At 72.0% G+C, this 14,786-nt stretch carries 15 protein-coding genes; 7 read left to right on the plus strand and 8 right to left on the minus strand.

Features of this window, described 5'->3' with window-relative positions:
* Positions 1–12: 12 nt before the first annotated feature.
* From recN to CXR44_RS39455, 4 genes are read right to left on the minus strand one after another with little or no spacing between them, the layout of a single operon-like run.
* Positions 13–1,758: a DNA repair protein RecN gene (gene recN, locus CXR44_RS16715; RefSeq protein WP_101786939.1), complete on the minus strand. Its 1,746-nt coding sequence runs from the start codon at positions 1,756–1,758 to the stop codon at positions 13–15.
* 30 nt (positions 1,759–1,788) lie between these two features.
* Complete coding sequence (locus tag CXR44_RS16720; protein ID WP_101786940.1) at positions 1,789–2,706, minus strand: NAD kinase; 918 nt, start codon at positions 2,704–2,706, stop codon at positions 1,789–1,791.
* On the minus strand, positions 2,703–3,515 hold the full coding sequence (locus CXR44_RS16725; protein ID WP_101786941.1) for a TlyA family RNA methyltransferase: 813 nt from the start codon (positions 3,513–3,515) through the stop codon (positions 2,703–2,705). Before CXR44_RS16725 ends, CXR44_RS16720 begins: the two co-directional genes overlap by 4 nt.
* Positions 3,512–3,670, minus strand: coding sequence for a hypothetical protein (locus tag CXR44_RS39455; RefSeq protein WP_180903469.1), 159 nt, complete (start codon positions 3,668–3,670; stop codon positions 3,512–3,514). The genes CXR44_RS16725 and CXR44_RS39455 overlap by 4 nt, the downstream gene beginning before the upstream one ends.
* Positions 3,671–3,798: 128 nt before the next feature.
* On the opposite strand from CXR44_RS39455, the gene CXR44_RS16730 reads away from it, so the two are divergent.
* The 3 genes from CXR44_RS16730 to CXR44_RS16740 all read left to right on the plus strand — a co-directional run bounded on the left by CXR44_RS16730 (position 3,799) and on the right by CXR44_RS16740 (position 5,742).
* On the plus strand, positions 3,799–4,146 hold the full coding sequence (locus tag CXR44_RS16730) for an SCP2 sterol-binding domain-containing protein (protein ID WP_101786942.1): 348 nt from the start codon (positions 3,799–3,801) through the stop codon (positions 4,144–4,146).
* A gap of 70 nt (positions 4,147–4,216) precedes the next feature.
* On the plus strand, positions 4,217–4,969 hold the full coding sequence (locus CXR44_RS16735) for an ABC transporter ATP-binding protein (RefSeq protein WP_101786943.1): 753 nt from the start codon (positions 4,217–4,219) through the stop codon (positions 4,967–4,969).
* Positions 4,969–5,742: an ABC transporter permease gene (locus CXR44_RS16740; protein ID WP_101786944.1), complete on the plus strand. Its 774-nt coding sequence runs from the start codon at positions 4,969–4,971 to the stop codon at positions 5,740–5,742. The genes CXR44_RS16735 and CXR44_RS16740 overlap by 1 nt, the downstream gene beginning before the upstream one ends.
* 508 nt (positions 5,743–6,250) lie before the next feature.
* On the opposite strand, the gene CXR44_RS16745 is transcribed toward CXR44_RS16740, so the two are convergent.
* Together CXR44_RS16745 and CXR44_RS16750 are read right to left on the minus strand one after the other, a co-directional pair.
* Positions 6,251–7,222: an HAD-IIA family hydrolase gene (locus CXR44_RS16745; protein ID WP_101786945.1), complete on the minus strand. Its 972-nt coding sequence runs from the start codon at positions 7,220–7,222 to the stop codon at positions 6,251–6,253.
* A gap of 166 nt (positions 7,223–7,388) precedes the next feature.
* Positions 7,389–7,817 carry a tetratricopeptide repeat protein gene (locus tag CXR44_RS16750; protein WP_101786946.1) on the minus strand — a complete coding sequence of 143 codons (429 nt, stop codon included), beginning with the start codon at positions 7,815–7,817 and terminating at the stop codon, positions 7,389–7,391.
* 119 nt (positions 7,818–7,936) lie between these two features.
* Here CXR44_RS16750 and CXR44_RS16755 point away from each other — a divergent pair, with 119 nt between their 5' ends.
* Positions 7,937–9,370 (plus strand): DUF1015 family protein, encoded by a 1,434-nt coding sequence (locus CXR44_RS16755; RefSeq protein ID WP_425437422.1) that lies wholly within the window; start codon positions 7,937–7,939, stop codon positions 9,368–9,370.
* Positions 9,371–9,467: 97 nt separating this feature from the next.
* Here CXR44_RS16755 and CXR44_RS16760 read toward each other — a convergent pair whose 3' ends face one another.
* Entirely contained in the window at positions 9,468–9,866 is a 399-nt protein-coding gene (locus CXR44_RS16760; protein ID WP_101786948.1) for a single-stranded DNA-binding protein, read from the minus strand.
* A gap of 109 nt (positions 9,867–9,975) precedes the next feature.
* Here CXR44_RS16760 and CXR44_RS16765 point away from each other — a divergent pair, with 109 nt between their 5' ends.
* Positions 9,976–10,902, plus strand: coding sequence for an MBL fold metallo-hydrolase (locus CXR44_RS16765; RefSeq protein WP_180903471.1), 927 nt, complete (start codon positions 9,976–9,978; stop codon positions 10,900–10,902).
* A gap of 170 nt (positions 10,903–11,072) precedes the next feature.
* Here CXR44_RS16765 and CXR44_RS39460 read toward each other — a convergent pair whose 3' ends face one another.
* Entirely contained in the window at positions 11,073–12,092 is a 1,020-nt protein-coding gene (locus CXR44_RS39460; RefSeq protein WP_219601830.1) for a hypothetical protein, read from the minus strand.
* Between the two features lie 156 nt (positions 12,093–12,248).
* Between CXR44_RS39460 and CXR44_RS40155 the strand changes: the two genes are divergently transcribed.
* Both CXR44_RS40155 and CXR44_RS39465 read left to right on the plus strand, forming a co-directional pair.
* A complete protein-coding gene (locus CXR44_RS40155; protein ID WP_219601831.1) occupies positions 12,249–12,458 on the plus strand; it encodes a hypothetical protein in 210 nt (69 codons plus the stop codon).
* A gap of 72 nt (positions 12,459–12,530) precedes the next feature.
* Positions 12,531–14,075 (plus strand): hypothetical protein, encoded by a 1,545-nt coding sequence (locus CXR44_RS39465; protein ID WP_180903482.1) that lies wholly within the window; start codon positions 12,531–12,533, stop codon positions 14,073–14,075.
* Positions 14,076–14,786 lie beyond the last annotated feature (711 nt).

Below are 14,786 nucleotides of genomic sequence, written 5' to 3' on the forward strand. Positions count from 1 at the left end.
CGGGGACCTGGGTCAACGGTCGGCGGCGGCCAGCTCCAGCAACTCCTCGGCGTGGGCCCTGCCCAGCTCGGAGTCCTCCATGCCGGCCAGCATCCGCGACAGCTCGCGCACCCGGCCCTCGTGGTCGAGCGTGACGACGCCGCTGCGCACGACACTGCCGTCGCTGGTCTTCTCCACCACCAGGTGCTGGTCGGCGAAGGCGGCCACCTGCGGCAGGTGGGTGACGACGACGACCTGGGCGGTGCGGGCCAGCCTCGCGAGCCGGCGCCCGATCTCCACCGCGGCCTTGCCGCCGACCCCGGCGTCGACCTCGTCGAACACGAACGTGGGCACCGGGTCGGCCCCGGCGAAGACCACCTCGATCGCGAGCATGACGCGGCTGAGCTCGCCGCCGGAGGCGCCCTTGTTGAGCGGCAGCGGCGGCGCGGCCGGATGGGCGGCCATGCGCAACTCCACCTCGTCGACGCCCTCGGGGCCGAAGTCGGCGGACCGGGTGAGCTGGACGACCACGCGGGCGTGCGGCATGGCCAGCGCGGTCAGCTCCTCGGTGACGGCCCGGCCGAACCGCTCGGCCGCCGCCTGGCGCACCCCGGTCAGCTCGGCGGCCAGCTCGGTGAGCCGGTCGGTCAGCTCCTCGTGCTCGCGGGTCAGCTCGCCGATGCGGTCGTCGTCACCCTCCAGCTCGGCCAGCCGGGCGGCCGAGCTCTGGGCCCAGGCCAGCACGGCCGAGCTGTCCTCGCCGTACTTGCGGATCAGGCCGGACAGCAGCGCCCGCCGCTCCTGCACGGCGGCCAGCCGGGCCGGGTCGGCCTCGACCGACTCGGCGTAGGCGGCCAGGTCGGTGGCGACGTCGGCGATCAGGTAGCCCGCCTCGGCGAGCCGGTCGGCCATCCCGGCCAGCTCGGCGTCGAAGTCGCGCACCGCGTCGACGGCCGCGCGCGCCTCGCCGAGCAGCGAGATCACGTCGCGCGCACCGTCGGCCGTCTGCATCGGGTCGCCGAGCAGCGCGGCGTGGGCGCCGGTGGCGGCGCCACGCAGCGCGTCGGCGTGCGACAGCCGCTCCTCCTCACCGCGCAGCTCGACGTCCTCGCCCGGCTTGGGGTCGACCTTCTCGATCTCCTCCAGCCCGAACCTCAGCAGGTCGGCCTCCTGGGCCCGCTCGCGCGCCCGGGTGGTCAGCTCGTCCAGCTGCGCGGCGACCTGCTTGTGCCGCTTGTACGCCTGGGTGTAGGCGCGCAGCGGCTTGACCAGGTCGTCTCCGGCATAACGGTCAAGTGCGGCGCGCTGCCTGGCGGGCTGCAGCAGCCGCTGCTGGTCCATCTGCCCGTGCACGGCGACCAGGTCGTCGGCGAGGTAGGTCAGGGTGCCGACGGGCACGGTGCGCCCGCCCAGCCACGCTCTGGAGCGGCCCTCGGCCGAGACGGTGCGCGAGATGATCAGCTCGCCCTCGTCGACCTCGCCGCCGATGTCCTCGACCTGCTGGGCGACGCGCCCGCCCGGCTCGATGACGAGCGTGCCCTCGACCGTGGCCCGGTCGGCGCCGGGACGGATGCGGGACGGATCGGCCCGGCCGCCGAACAGCAGCCCGAGCCCGGTGACGACCATCGTCTTGCCGGCCCCGGTCTCACCGGTGACCACGTTGAAGCCCGGCGAAAGCTCGAGGACGGCCTCATCGATGACGCCGAGCCCCTGGATGCGGACCTCCTCGACCCTGGGTCGCAACTGCCCACTCCCGTCGCTCCGAACACCTGTGCGCATGTGATCCTACGCGCCTCACAGCCCATTGACTCAGGGACGCACCCGTCCACGCCAGCCCTGAACGGGTAGTTCGAACTTGGCGACCAACCTGTCGGTGAACGGCGCGCCGGTACTCTCCACGCCGTGCAGGCGTGCCAGCCGGACCGGCTCGGCACCACGGCGTACCTCGACGCGCGAGCCGGACGGCAGGTCGAACCGGCGCCGCCCGTCGCACCACAGCACCCCACCGGGCGTGTCGGGCAGGATCTCGACGGCCATGGTCGAGCGCGGCGAGACGACCAGCGGCCGGGCGAACAGCGCGTGGGCGCTGATCGGCACCAGGAGCAGGGCCTCCACCTCGGGCCAGACCACCGGCCCTCCGGCGGAGAACGCGTAGGCCGTCGAGCCGGTCGGCGTGGCGCAGATGACGCCGTCGCAACCCCACCGCGACAGGGGGCGGCCGTCGATCTCGGCCACGACCTCCAGCATGCGGTCACGTTTTTCCACCGACACCTCGTTCAGCGCCCAGGTGTCGGCGATGACCTGGCCGTTCTGCCGGGCCAGCACGTCGATCGTCATGCGCTCCTCGACGTCGTAGCGGCCTTCGACCACGCCGTCGACGGCCGATGCGAGGTCGGCGACCTCGGCCTCGGCGAGGAAACCGACGTGGCCGAGGTTGACGCCGAGCAGCGGCGTGCCGGTCGGCCGGGCCAGCTCCGCCGAGCGCAGCAGCGAGCCGTCGCCGCCCAGCACGATGAGGACCTCGGCGTCCTTGGCGGCACTCGGGTCGGCGGGCACCACCTCGACGCCCGCGCAGCCGATCTCGGCGGCCTCCACGTCGAGCACCCGGACCGTCAGGCCGGCGTCGACCAGGCGGGTGATCACGAGGCGGGCGCTCTGCACCGCCGCCTCACGCCCCGTGTGCGCGGTGACCAGCACCGTGCGGTTCGTGCGGCTCGTATGGTTCATTGCGGCCCTTCCGCGACGGCACGCACGATCTCCGCCTCCAGGTCGGCGAGCGGTGGCGCGCCTTCTCCCTTGCCCAGCCAGAGGAGGTATTCGACGTTGCCCGAGGGTCCGGGCAGGGGGCTGGCGGTGACGCCGCGCACGGACAGGCCCAGCTCCGCGGCGCGGCCGGCCACGTCGCGCACGGCCCGCGCCCGCAGCTCGGGCTCGCGCACCACGCCGCCCGCGCCGACGAAGTCCTTGCCGACCTCGAACTGCGGCTTCACCAGCATCACGAAGTCGGCCCCGGGGGCGGCGACGGAGGCCAGCGCGGGCAGCACGAGCCGCAGCGAGATGAACGACAGGTCGCCGACGACGAGCGTCGGCGCCTCGCCGACCATGTCGGGGGTCAGGTCGCGCACGTTGACGCGCTCCATGACGGTCACCCGCTCGTCGGTGCGCAGCGACCAGGCCAGCTGGCCGTAGCCGACGTCCACCGCCACCACGTGCGCGGCGCCGTGGCGCAGGAGCACGTCGGTGAACCCGCCGGTCGACGCGCCCGCGTCGAGGCACCGCCGCCCCTCGACCGACAGGGCGCCGAACGCCTTGAGCGCCCCGAGCAGCTTGTGCGCCCCGCGCGAGACGTAGTCGGGCCCGTCGGCCGACTCGGCGACGACGATGGCCGAGGCGGTGTCGACCTGGGTGGCGGGCTTGGCCGCCCGCTGGCCGCCCACGGTGACCCGGCCGGCCTCGATGAGCTGACCGGCCTGCTCGCGCGAGCGGGCCAGGCCCCGCCGTACCATCTCGCTGTCCAGGCGTATCCTGCGGCTCACTGGTCGTCCACGGCGGCGAGGGCGGCCTCCAGCCCGGCGAACGCCTCCTCGAACACCCCCACGTGCTCGCTCACCGGCAGGCCGGCCAGGCGGCCGAGACCGGCGAGCACCGTGTCGACCCGGTCGTCCCCGGTCTGCTCAGGCAGCGCACTCATGACACGACGGTAACGCCTCGTGCGAGCGCCCGGCACCTCGGCGGGTGTGTCACTCGTTGAGGGGGCATACGGGGTGCCACGGATGTGGAACGCTACGTCCCGGACACGGCCCAGAAAGGATGCGCACCATGGCAAGCGTCGAGGAGTGCCGGGCGGCACTGGCCAAGCTCGTCGCCCAGTTCCACGAGATCGACGAGAAGGACCGGGCCAGGCACGTGGTGGAGCGGACGCTCAGCTGCCGCGTCTCCGACCTCGGCGTGACGTACTACGGCCGGCTGCACCATGACGGGCTCGACCCGTTCGCCGAGGACCCGCCCGCCGGCGGCCGGGCTCCGGACGTCCGGCTGACGATCGTGAGCGACGACCTCATCGCGCTGGTCGACGGGGAGCTCGACCTGGCCCGCGCGCTGCTGGGAGGGCGGGTGAAGGTCGAAGCCAGCTTCGGCGACCTGCTGCGCCTCCGCCGCCTGCTCTGACGGTGGTTGACCCGCCCACCGCCCCAGATATTTAATGCTTGCGTTAACTATTTGGCGATGGGCGAACAACATGGGTCACATCATCGAGGCCGCCGCGCTGCGCCGGGCCTTCGGCGGCCACCCCGCCGTCGACGGGCTGGACCTGGAGGTCGCCGCCGGCGAGGTGTTCGGCCTGCTGGGGCCGAACGGCGCCGGCAAGACGACGACGATCCGGATGCTCGCCACCCTGCTGCCGCCCGGTTCGGGCACGGCGCGGGTGTGCGGGTTCGACGTGGTGCGGGCCGCCGGAGAGGTACGGCGGCGCATCGGGTACGTCATGCAGAACGTGTCCCCCATGGGGTACTACCTGCTGACCGGCAGGGAGAAGGCGGAGATCGAGGCGTCGCTCTACCACGTGCCGCGCCGGCAGGTGAAGGCACGCGTGGCCGAGGCGCTCGACCTCGTCGGGCTGGCAGCGCACGCCGACCGCCTGGTTCAGGAGTACTCCGGCGGCATGCAGAAGCGGCTCGACCTGGCCTGCGGGCTGCTGCACCGGCCGGAGCTGCTCATCCTCGACGAGCCGACCCTCGGGCTGGACGTGCAGTCACGCCACCGCGTGTGGGACCACGTCCGCGACCTGTCCGGGGAGGGCACGACGGTGCTGCTGGCCACCAACTACATGGACGAGGCCGACCGGCTCTGCGACCGGCTCACGATCATCGACCACGGCCGCAGGGTGGCGGGCGGCACCCCGGCCGCCCTGAAGGACGAGCTGGGGGTCACCTCGCTGGACGAGGTGTTCCTGCGGCACACCGGGCGCGCGCTGCGGGAGGAGACGGTCTGATGTGGCCTCAGGAGGTGCTCGCACTGTCGCGCCGCTGGCTGCTCGTGACGCTCCGCGAGCGGCTGAACCTGCTGTTCAGCGTCCTGCAACCGGCCGTGTGGCTGGTGTTCTTCGCCGGTGCCATGGGCGGCGCGGTCGACTCCCGGGTGGTCGGGACCGGCGACTACATCGCGTTCGCGGTGCCGGGCGTCATCGCGTTCACCGTGGTGGGCAACGGGGTGACGGCGGCGATGCCGCTGCTGTTCGACAAGGAGACGGGCTACCTGGACAAGCTGCTCAGCATGCCCATCCGGCGCAGCTCGCTGATCGTGTCGCGGTTCGTCTTCCAGACGGTGATGAACGCCGCCCAGGTGCTCGTCATCCTGCTGGTGGCGCTCGCGCTCGGGGTGCGCCCCGCCTCCGGGGCCGCCGGCGTGCTGGTGATCCTCGTGGCCACCGGGTTGCTGACGCTGGCGCTCACGGCGGCCGCCATGGCGCTCGCGTGCGCGGTCCCGTCGCACGGGACGTTCTTCGCGATCACCGGGTTCGCGTCGCTGCCGCTGCTGTTCATGAGCAACGCGTTCGTGCCGCTGTCGGCCATGCCGGGGTGGATGGAGGCCGTGGCCCGCGTCAACCCGCTCACCCACGCGATAGAGGCGATGCGGCTGCTGGTGCTGCACGGTTGGAGCGGCGGCGTGCCGGCGTCGCTGGGAGTGCTGGTGCTGGCGGCGTCGCTGCTGCTGGTCCTGGGCTCCTGGCAGTTCGCCCGCCAGACCGCCGAACGCATCGCCTGACGCCCCACGCGCGACCGTCCGACCGTCCGACCGTCCGGACCGCCCGGCCCGGCCCGACTCGGCGACCGCCCCTGGGCCGGTCCTGCCCCGCAGTGCCGGGCGGCGAGATTCGCGCAGTCCCCTTTCCGGGGACCCGGGCACCATGCGGGACGAGAAACGGAGTCGAGATCGGCCAGGTAGAGCCAGCGCACCTCAAGGTCGGCGTCCGGCTGCCCAGCGGTGATCCGCTCGACCGCCAGGCGGCTCTACAGCTCGTCACGTACGGCGAGGATCCCGTGCGCCCTTGCGGGCGAGCGCCCGGCTGGTCGCCAGTCCGAGGCCGCTGGCGGCTCCGGGACGACGAACACCCGCCGGCGCTTACCAGGCCATCCGCAGCGAGTCCGCCGCTGACGGCCTACGGGAACCCCACGACGGCGGCGCCACGGCTGACGGCCAACGCGGGCCTGCGACAGCGGCGCCACCGCTGACGGCCAACGCGGGCCCCGCGACGGCGGCGGAGGGGACCCGGCTAGCCGACGCGGTCGAGCACCTGCTTGACCGCGTCCTCTTCGACGCGCCCCCGCCCGGCCCGGCTCCAGGCCGCCTCGCACGCGGCCCGCAGTCCGTCTATCCGGCTGCCGCCACCCTCAAGGCGCAGCACGTCGTCCGCCCATCGGGCCCGCCAGCCGCCGCACGCCCCCTCACGCACCTCCGGGTACGGTTCGAGGAGGGCGGACAGCCCCTCGGCGAGATAGGTCGGCCGGTGCCGGGGACCGGCTGTGAGCAGGTCGAGCGGCGTGGCCACCCCGGTGAGCACCACGACGCTGTCCACGCCCGCGTTCGTCGCCCCCTCGATGTCGGTGTCCAGCCGGTCCCCCACGACCAGCGGCCGACGGGCGCCGGTGCGGATCATCGACTCCCGGTGCAGCGGCGGGTCCGGCTTGCCCGCGTACACCGGCTCCACTCCCGTCGCGGTGGCGATCACCCGCACCATCGACCCGTTACCCGGCAGTTCGCCCCGGCCGGTCGGCATGGTGCTGTCCCCGTTGGACGCCACGAACAGGGCCCCCTGCCGCACCGCCAGCGCACCCTCGGCCAGCAGTTCGTACGACAGCCCGGGCGCTATCCCCTGCACCACGGCCGCGGGGGCCTCCAGCGCCGTGGTGACCGGCCTGAGCCCTCGATCCCGTACGGCGAGCCGCAGCCCGGACCCGCCGACGACCAGCACGTTCGAGCCCGGCGGAACGCGTTCCGCCACCACCCGGGCGGCAGCCTGGGCCGACGTCACGACGTCGGCCGCGCTCGCGGCCACCCCCAACTCCCGCAGGTGCGCGGCGATGGCCGCCGGAGTCCGTGAGGCGTTGTTGGTCACGTACGCCAGCCGCACGCCTCTGCCCCGCGCCGCCTCCAACGCCTCGGGCGCCCCCGGCACCGCGTGCCTGCCGAGGTAGACGACCCCGTCGAGGTCGAGCAGCAGGGTGTCGTAGCCGTCGATCAGCACGTGGCCCCTTCTCGTCGCACTCTCACGCCTGTGCGACTCTAACGCCGCCCGGCACCCCCACGGGCAGCCGGCCCTCCGCCCATACCCGAGGCCGCCACCCCAACCGCCCACCGCCTCACGCCCACGCCCTACGGCTGCGCCGGCCGCCGCCCCTGGTGTCCCAGCCTTACCTCGACATCTCCCTCCGGGCTCGCAACGTTGCCCGTACGCTCTTCAACGCGGACACATAGTTGCGCTCATCGGGACGCATCGCCACGGCGATCGCAAGCGGCTCCTGCGCACCCTCCACGTCCCCCGTCCGCCACAACGCCAGCCCCAGCCCGAAATGGGCGTAGTCCTCAGCGGGATTGGCATCGACGATCTGCCGGAAGCTGTCCGCGGCCTCCGCGTACTGCCGTGAGTTGAACTGGGCCCGGGCCAGCGCCTCGCGGATGCTGCGGGAGTCGGGCTCGGCCAGCGCGGCACGTTCGAGCAGCGCGGCCGCGGCCGCCGGACTGCCCTCCTGCAGCAGCTTCACCCCGCGCTGGTACCAGTCATAGACGTGGCCCTCGGGGGCTCCATGGGAATCATCGTGAGGATTCGTTCCTTGGACCATGCGTGAGGTCTCCTTCATCGACAGACGACGGATCCGCTCTGTTCGCCACGTCACCGGACGCGGCTGGGGCGTTGGGGCGACTTCGGGAAGACTCGGGCCTTTATGGGAGCATGCCCGGTATGGGCACTCCTGAACTGCCGGTGCCGGATGGACTGGTGCTACGACCCTTCCGCGGCGTCCGCTTCACCGTCGACGATCCAGCCAAGGTGACGTCTCCGCCCTACGACCTGATCTCCAACGGCGATGTCCGTGCGCTCCTTGACGCTCATCCCAACAACGTCGTACGGCTCATCCTTCCCTGCACGCCGCGCCAGGTGGATCAGGAGCAGGCAGGCCCGCCGCCCACGCCGCCGGCCGGCCCGCCACCCGCTCCCGTGCCACCCGCGAGCCCCCCGGCCATCCACCCTGCCGATGCTGGGCGAACCTCGGAACCGCACGATGAACCCCACCGCGCGGAGAAGTACGGCCCCGCCCGGGACACTCTGCGCGCCTGGCTGTCGTCAGGCGTCCTGGTGCGGGACGAGCGCCCGGCCCTGTACGCCTACGAGCAGAGCGGCCCCGGCGTCCTGCAGCGCGGTCTCATCGGAGACATCGGCCTCGCCGACCCCGCGCAGGGCGTCATCCTGCCCCACGAGGACGTCTTCCCCGGCCCCGTCGCCGACCGTCTGGCGCTGATGAGCACCACCCAGGCCAATCTCGAACCCATCTTCCTCCTCTACGACGGCGACCACGGCGCGGCGACCCGTCTGGTGGAAGAGGTGGCCACCACCCGTCCCCCCTTGGTCGACGCGCGCACGGACGACGGACTGACCCACCGCCTGTGGGCGATCGCCGACCAGACCGAGATCGACGCCATCAACGCCGACCTGCGTCCCCGCCAAGCCCTCATCGCCGACGGCCACCACAGGTACGCGACGTACCGCGTCCTGCAGCGCCAGGAACACGCCTCTCGCACCACGCCCGCCTCACCGGCCGGCCCGCCGGTGGGACCGTGGGACTTCGGGCTGGCGTTGCTCGTGGACTCCACCGCATACCCGCCCGACCTCAAGGCCATTCACCGCGTCATCCCCGGACTGCCGCTGCGTGAGGCGGCGGCGAGAGCGAAGGGGGCATGGCAGGTGCACGACCATCCCACGCTCGCTGATGGCCTCGCCGCTCTCGACGCCGCCCCGGAGCCCGCCTTCCTGCTGGCCGGTGCTGGTGGCAGCCACCTGCTCACCGACCCTGATCCCGTGCAGCTGGCGCACGCCATGCCCGCCGATCGTTCCGAGCGCTGGAACTCACTCAACACCTCCATCCTCACGTGCTTCGTCATGCCCAAGGTGTGGGGCATGCAGGACGACGAGCAGGCCGTCCGCATCGTGCACCACGACGCTCAGGCCGCCACGGATCTCGCCGTCCGCTCCGATGGCACAGCGGTGATACTCAAGCCGCTCGCCGTCGAAGACGTGCTCGCCGTAGCCGCGGCCGGGGAACGGGTCCCGCGCAAGTCGACCTCCTTCGGCCCCAAGCCGAGAACGGGTCTCCTCCTGCGCACGTTCGCCGCGGAGTGACACACCGCGTCACCATGGGGCACGCCCGGTCCGCGAGCTCCCGGGCCGCACCAGCCGGCAGACGGAGGCCGTCATCCCCGAACCCGGTGGCGCCTTCTCAGCCCACCGCGGCGAGCGCCGCCACGGGGCGGGGAGGAGAAGGCGCCGGAGGCTCTCCTCTGTCCGCGTCCTGCGTGGGGTCCGCCTCGACGGGTCTGGCCGAGAGGACCTCCACCTCGTAGCGCCAGACCTTCGCGGCCGACGGCCCGTAAATGCGGCACCGGAACGCTCCCGTGACCTCCAGCAGCGCAGGCGGCTGCAGGCTACGGACCAGCTCGGCCGTCTTCTCGTCGAACGTGACGCAGGGGATGCTGTCGGTCAAGGTGCCGCCCCGTCTGTGCCGGCGGCGCCGGCGCACGACCAGGCGCCATTTCGTCAGGGTGTCGCCGCTCGGCAACGTCTTGTCCTCGGCTGTGCCGGACAGCCTTCCCACCAGAACGACCTCGTTGCGGTCCACTGCCGCCTCCCATCGATGCTCAGGTCGAGATCACTCTCTACGATGAGGGGGAGGCCGGATCGGCTCGAATGCCGTTCTGGGGATAGCGGACACGGCTCTTGGAGCGCCTGTGGACAACATCACCGCCCTGGGCGGCGACGTCTATGAGATTGACACCAAAATGGCCGGCTATGCGGGCATCACCGCCGGCTACCTGATCCTGGGGGACCGTCCCTGCCTCGTGGAGACGGGCACGTCCACGTCGGCGCCGGTGGTACGCGATGCCCTGGCCTCGCTGGGCGTGGGCCCGGATGACCTGGCGACGGTGGTCGTCACGCACATCCACCTCGACCACGCCGGCGGGGTCGGCGACATCGCCAGGTTCTTCCCGTCCGCGCAGATCGTCGTTCACGAGAAGGGTGCCAGGCACCTGGCGGACCCGTCCCGGCTGATGGCCAGCGCCCGCATGGTGTGGGGTGACAAACTGGACACCCTCTTCGGGGAGCTGTCGCCGACCGAAGCCGAACGCATCGTCGCGCTGGGCGACACGGGGTCCATCGATCTGGGCAACGGCAGGACCCTCAGCAGCCACTACTCGCCCGGACACGCCAAGCACCACGTCGGGCTGGTCGACTCGGGCACCGGTGACCTGTACGTGGGCGACGCCGCCGGCGTCTACCTGCCCGAGACCGGCGACCTGCGGCCCGCGACGCCGCCCCCGGACTTCGACCTGCAGACGGCGCTCAACTCCATCGCGCTGTTCGAGGCGCTGGGGCCGCAGCGGTTGCTGTTCAGTCACTACGGCCCGGTGGACGCGGTCCAGGAAACGCTCGAACGGTCGGCCGAGGAGCTCCGCGTCTGGGTTGACCTGACGCGGCAGGCACACGCCGAGGGCATGGATCTCGACCACGCGGTGGCCATGGTGCGGGACCGCACGAAGGAGCGCTACACCGCGCTGAAGGCCGGCGACGAGACGGCCGAACAGTTCGAGCTGCTGAGCGGCGCGCCGTCGAACGTCGCCGGCATCCTCCACTGGCTCGACCGCGTCTCCCCGTAACGGCCGGCTTCCCCTCGTTCGCGGCGGAGCCTCTGGTACGCCGCCGGTCCGAGGGCGACCGTATCCCGCCACGCTCGTCACCTGAAGCGTCCCCGGACATGGATGAGCCGCCGTCATCCCTCGTGGCGGGATGACGGCGGCTCATCGAATCGGTACGGCGACGCCCGTCGTCAGTCGTCGCGCTTGGGCCTGTCGGCGGTCGGGGCGTCTTCGGGCTCGTCGAGGATGTCGCCGAAGTCCGGCTCGATGAACGCCAGGTTGATGTCCGGCGCGGCCTCCGGCTGCGTGCTGGACACGGCCTTGCCGGTCGCCGAAGTGCCCTCGACGGGCTTCCCCTCTGCGACGGACGCACCTGGAGCTCCCGAAGCCGGCCGCTTCGGGTTGTCCTGGCTCATGACGTCGTCACCTGCGCCACGAGCTTCAGCGAGGCCGTCGTCCCCCGCCTCGTCGTCGGCGTCGTCCTCCGCCTCGTCGACGTCCTCGGCGTCCTCAGCGTCGGCGGCGGCGTCCTGGATGTCCGCGTCCTCGAGGTCGCGAGTTTCCGTCTCGTCCGCTGCGTCGGGTCCGAGTCCGTCGTCACCGAGGTCGTCCTCGGTGACGTCGTCCGCGAGGTCGGCCTCGGTTCCGTCCGCGAGGTCGTCGCCCCCGAGGTCGCCGCTGGCCGCCCGGCCTCTCGGCTCAGCGTCGTCGGCGTCCTCGATGTCGGCGTCGTCGGTGAGGAGGTCATCGGCCTCGGCCAGCGCGGCCTCGTCCTCGATCCGCTCCTCCTGCTCCTCCGCCTGGTCGACGGCGTCGTCCGTCTCGTCGTCGAAGTCCTCTTCGAGGTCCTCGATGACGGCGCCGGTCAGCTCGGCGTAGCGCTCGGCCGCGTCGGTCTCACCGTCCTCGTCGAACGCCATCGCCTTGGCGAACCAGTCGGTGGCCGCCTCCTGGTGGCCCGCGTCGGCCAACGCGTCGGCGTAGGCGAACGCAAGTCGCGCCGACCAGGGCTTGGGCTCCGGATCACGAAGTTCGGGAAGGCGCTGCAGCGTGATGACTGCGGCGTCGTGCTGATTGAGGTCACGGCGCGCGCCGGACTCCACGATGGCGAGCTCGATACGCTCAGCCCTGTCGAGGCGCTCGGCCTCAGGTGAACGTACCAGGTCGAGGGCGCGTTCGGGCCGGCCGAGACCACGCTCGCAGTCGGCCATGACGGGCAGGTAGGCGTCCGAACCGGTCATCCGCCTCGCCGCGCGCAGGTCGCTGAGCGCCTCGGAGTAGTGTCCGGCGCGGTAGGCGACGATGCCGGCCGCCTCGCGAACGACACCGATGCGGGCCGCGAACCTCCGGGCCACGTTGGTGTGCTCATGCGCCCGGTCAGGATCGTCGTCCTCGAGCGCGCGCTCGGCGGCGACAAGGTGCCTGCCCACCAGCTCGGCCAGGTCGCCGGGAAGGGAGCGCAGTTCGTCACGCACCTCCTTGTCCAGCTCGTCGGCGGTGATGTCGGGGGCGACGTCCGGCAGCCTCTCCCGCTGCGGCGCGTCATCCCGGTCCGGCCTGCCGTACCGGGCACGTGACCCACTGGCCGACTGCTCGTCACGGTCGCGCGAGAAGGGCCGGGCACGGTCGCCCTGGTAACCGCCCGCGCCTTGCGGCCCCCGATCGCCCCGGTATCCGCCCTCGCGACGGGGTCCACGGTCGTCGCGGAACCCGCCCTCACGACGGGGCCCGCGGTCGTCGCGGAAGCCGCCCTCGCGACGGGGTCCACGGTCGCCCCCGAAACCGCCCTCACGACGCGGACCGCGATCGTCGCGGTCACGGAACGGACGGCGATCGTCATCACGACGAGGACCACGATCGTCCCGGAACCCACCCGGACGACGATCCTGGAACCCACCCTCACGACGCGGACCACGGTCATCACGATCACGGAACGAACGACGATCGTCATCACGACGAGGACCACGATCATCACGGAAGCCGCCCTCACGACGCGGCCCACGGTCGTCGCGGAACCCGCCCTCGCGACGCGGCCCGCGGTCGTCGCGGAAGCCGCCCTCGCGACGGGGTCCACGGTCGCCACCGAAACCGCCCTCACGACGCGGACCGCGATCGTCGCGGTCACGGAACGGACGACGATCGTCATCACGACGAGGACCACGATCATCACGGAAGCCGCCCTCACGACGCGGCCCACGGTCGTCGCGGAACCCGCCCTCGCGACGCGGCCCGCGGTCGTCGCGGAAGCCGCCCTCGCGACGGGGTCCACGGTCGCCACCGAAACCGCCCTCACGACGCGGACCGCGATCGTCGCGGTCACGGAACGGACGACGATCGTCATCACGACGAGGACCACGATCATCACGGAAGCCGCCCTCACGACGCGGCCCACGGTCGTCGCGGAACCCACCCTCGCGACGCGGCCCGCGGTCGTCGCGGAAGCCGCCCTCGCGACGGGGTCCACGGTCGCCACCGAAACCGCCCTCACGACGCGGACCGCGATCGTCGCGGTCACGGAACGGACGACGATCGTCATCACGACGAGGACCACGATCATCACGGAAGCCGCCCTCACGACGCGGCCCACGGTCGTCGCGGAACCCACCCTCGCGACGCGGTCCACGGTCGCCACCGAAACCGCCCTCACGACGCGGACCGCGATCGTCACGGTCACGGAACGAACGACGATCGTCATCACGACGAGGACCACGATCGTCCCGGAACCCACCCGGACGACGATCCTGGGACCCACCCTCACGACGCGGACCGCGATCGTCACGGTCACGGAACGAACGACGATCGTCATCACGACGAGGACCACGATCATCACGGAAGCCGCCCTCACGACGCGGCCCACGGTCGTCGCGGAACCCACCCTCGCGACGCGGGCCACGGTCGCCACCGAAACCGCCCTCACGACGCGGACCGCGATCGTCACGGTCACGGAACGAACGACGATCGTCATCACGACGAGGACCACGATCGTCCCGGAACCCACCCGGACGACGATCCTGGAACCCACCCTCACGACGCGGACCGCGATCGTCACGGTCACGGAACGAACGACGATCGTCATCACGACGAGGACCCCGATCGTCGCGGAACCCGCCCTCACGGCGAGGACCGCGGTCGTCCTGGCTCCGGTATCCGGAGCGGTCGCCGTAGCCACGGTCCTGGTACGGCGGCCGGTCTGAACCCTCACGGCGCGGCCCGCGCTCACCGCGGCCGCCGGAGCGCTCGCCGGAGCGGAACGGACGGTCACCTCTGGGCCTGTCCTGGTCACGCCCGCGGGAGCCGTACCCGCTCCCTCTGTCGCCGTATGAACGTCTCTCCCCGTCGTCGCCTCGTCCGCGCTGTCCGCCGTCCGGCCCGTTGTCTCTGTTCACTTCTGGTCCATTTCGTTGGCTCACTCAGCGGACCCGTATCGCACATGACGGCCGCCGTGGCTGGTCGCTGCCCGGCCTCGGGCCTTACGCGACGAAGGCCACCCGTGGGGGTGGCCCGCTTCTCACCAGCCTAGCAAGCCCGCGAGCGTCAACGCGCCCTCCACCACGTGGATATCGGATGGTCCATACGGACACTTCCGGAATGCTCCATCGCGATCGTGCGTGTGCGACGACGGCTGGCATGCCGGCGCCGCCAGTCGGCCCCGTCCGCCCCTGAAGGCGCGGGACTTGGTGAAAGGCGGTAGATGCCGGGAAGCCGCCGGACACAGCCGTGGAAGGCCGGGGCCGTTCGCCTCCCGTACGTCGGGAACGCCCGTGATCGGGTGTCTCACTGCCGGCGCACACCGAAGATGTCCGGGTACGCGAAAATGGGGCCTCACCCGAAGGTGAGACCCCATTCCCAAAGATTGTCCGGCGGTGACCTACTCTCCCACACCCTCCCGAGTGCAGTACCATCGG

Origin of the sequence: Nonomuraea indica (assembly GCF_002850745.1) — a bacterium.
In the GTDB taxonomy this organism is placed as follows: Bacteria; Actinomycetota; Actinomycetes; order Streptosporangiales; family Streptosporangiaceae; genus Nonomuraea; species Nonomuraea indica.

What these genes read in the sequence shown, in the direction of transcription:
- recN (WP_101786939.1), bottom strand. Translation starts at nt 1,758, where the DNA reads ATGCGCACAGGTGTTCGGAGCGACGGGAGTGGGCAGTTGCGACCCAGG.
- CXR44_RS16720 (WP_101786940.1), bottom strand. Translation starts at nt 2,706, where the DNA reads ATGAACCATACGAGCCGCACGAACCGCACGGTGCTGGTCACCGCGCAC.
- CXR44_RS39455 (WP_180903469.1), bottom strand. Translation starts at nt 3,670, where the DNA reads ATGAGTGCGCTGCCTGAGCAGACCGGGGACGACCGGGTCGACACGGTG.
- CXR44_RS16730 (WP_101786942.1), top strand. Translation starts at nt 3,799, where the DNA reads ATGGCAAGCGTCGAGGAGTGCCGGGCGGCACTGGCCAAGCTCGTCGCC.
- CXR44_RS16735 (WP_101786943.1), top strand. Translation starts at nt 4,217, where the DNA reads ATGGGTCACATCATCGAGGCCGCCGCGCTGCGCCGGGCCTTCGGCGGC.
- CXR44_RS16740 (WP_101786944.1), top strand. Translation starts at nt 4,969, where the DNA reads ATGTGGCCTCAGGAGGTGCTCGCACTGTCGCGCCGCTGGCTGCTCGTG.
- CXR44_RS16750 (WP_101786946.1), bottom strand. Translation starts at nt 7,817, where the DNA reads ATGGTCCAAGGAACGAATCCTCACGATGATTCCCATGGAGCCCCCGAG.
- CXR44_RS16755 (WP_425437422.1), top strand. Translation starts at nt 7,937, where the DNA reads ATGGGCACTCCTGAACTGCCGGTGCCGGATGGACTGGTGCTACGACCC.
- CXR44_RS39460 (WP_219601830.1), bottom strand. Translation starts at nt 12,092, where the DNA reads ATGGCCGACTGCGAGCGTGGTCTCGGCCGGCCCGAACGCGCCCTCGAC.
- CXR44_RS40155 (WP_219601831.1), top strand. Translation starts at nt 12,249, where the DNA reads ATGCGCCCGGTCAGGATCGTCGTCCTCGAGCGCGCGCTCGGCGGCGAC.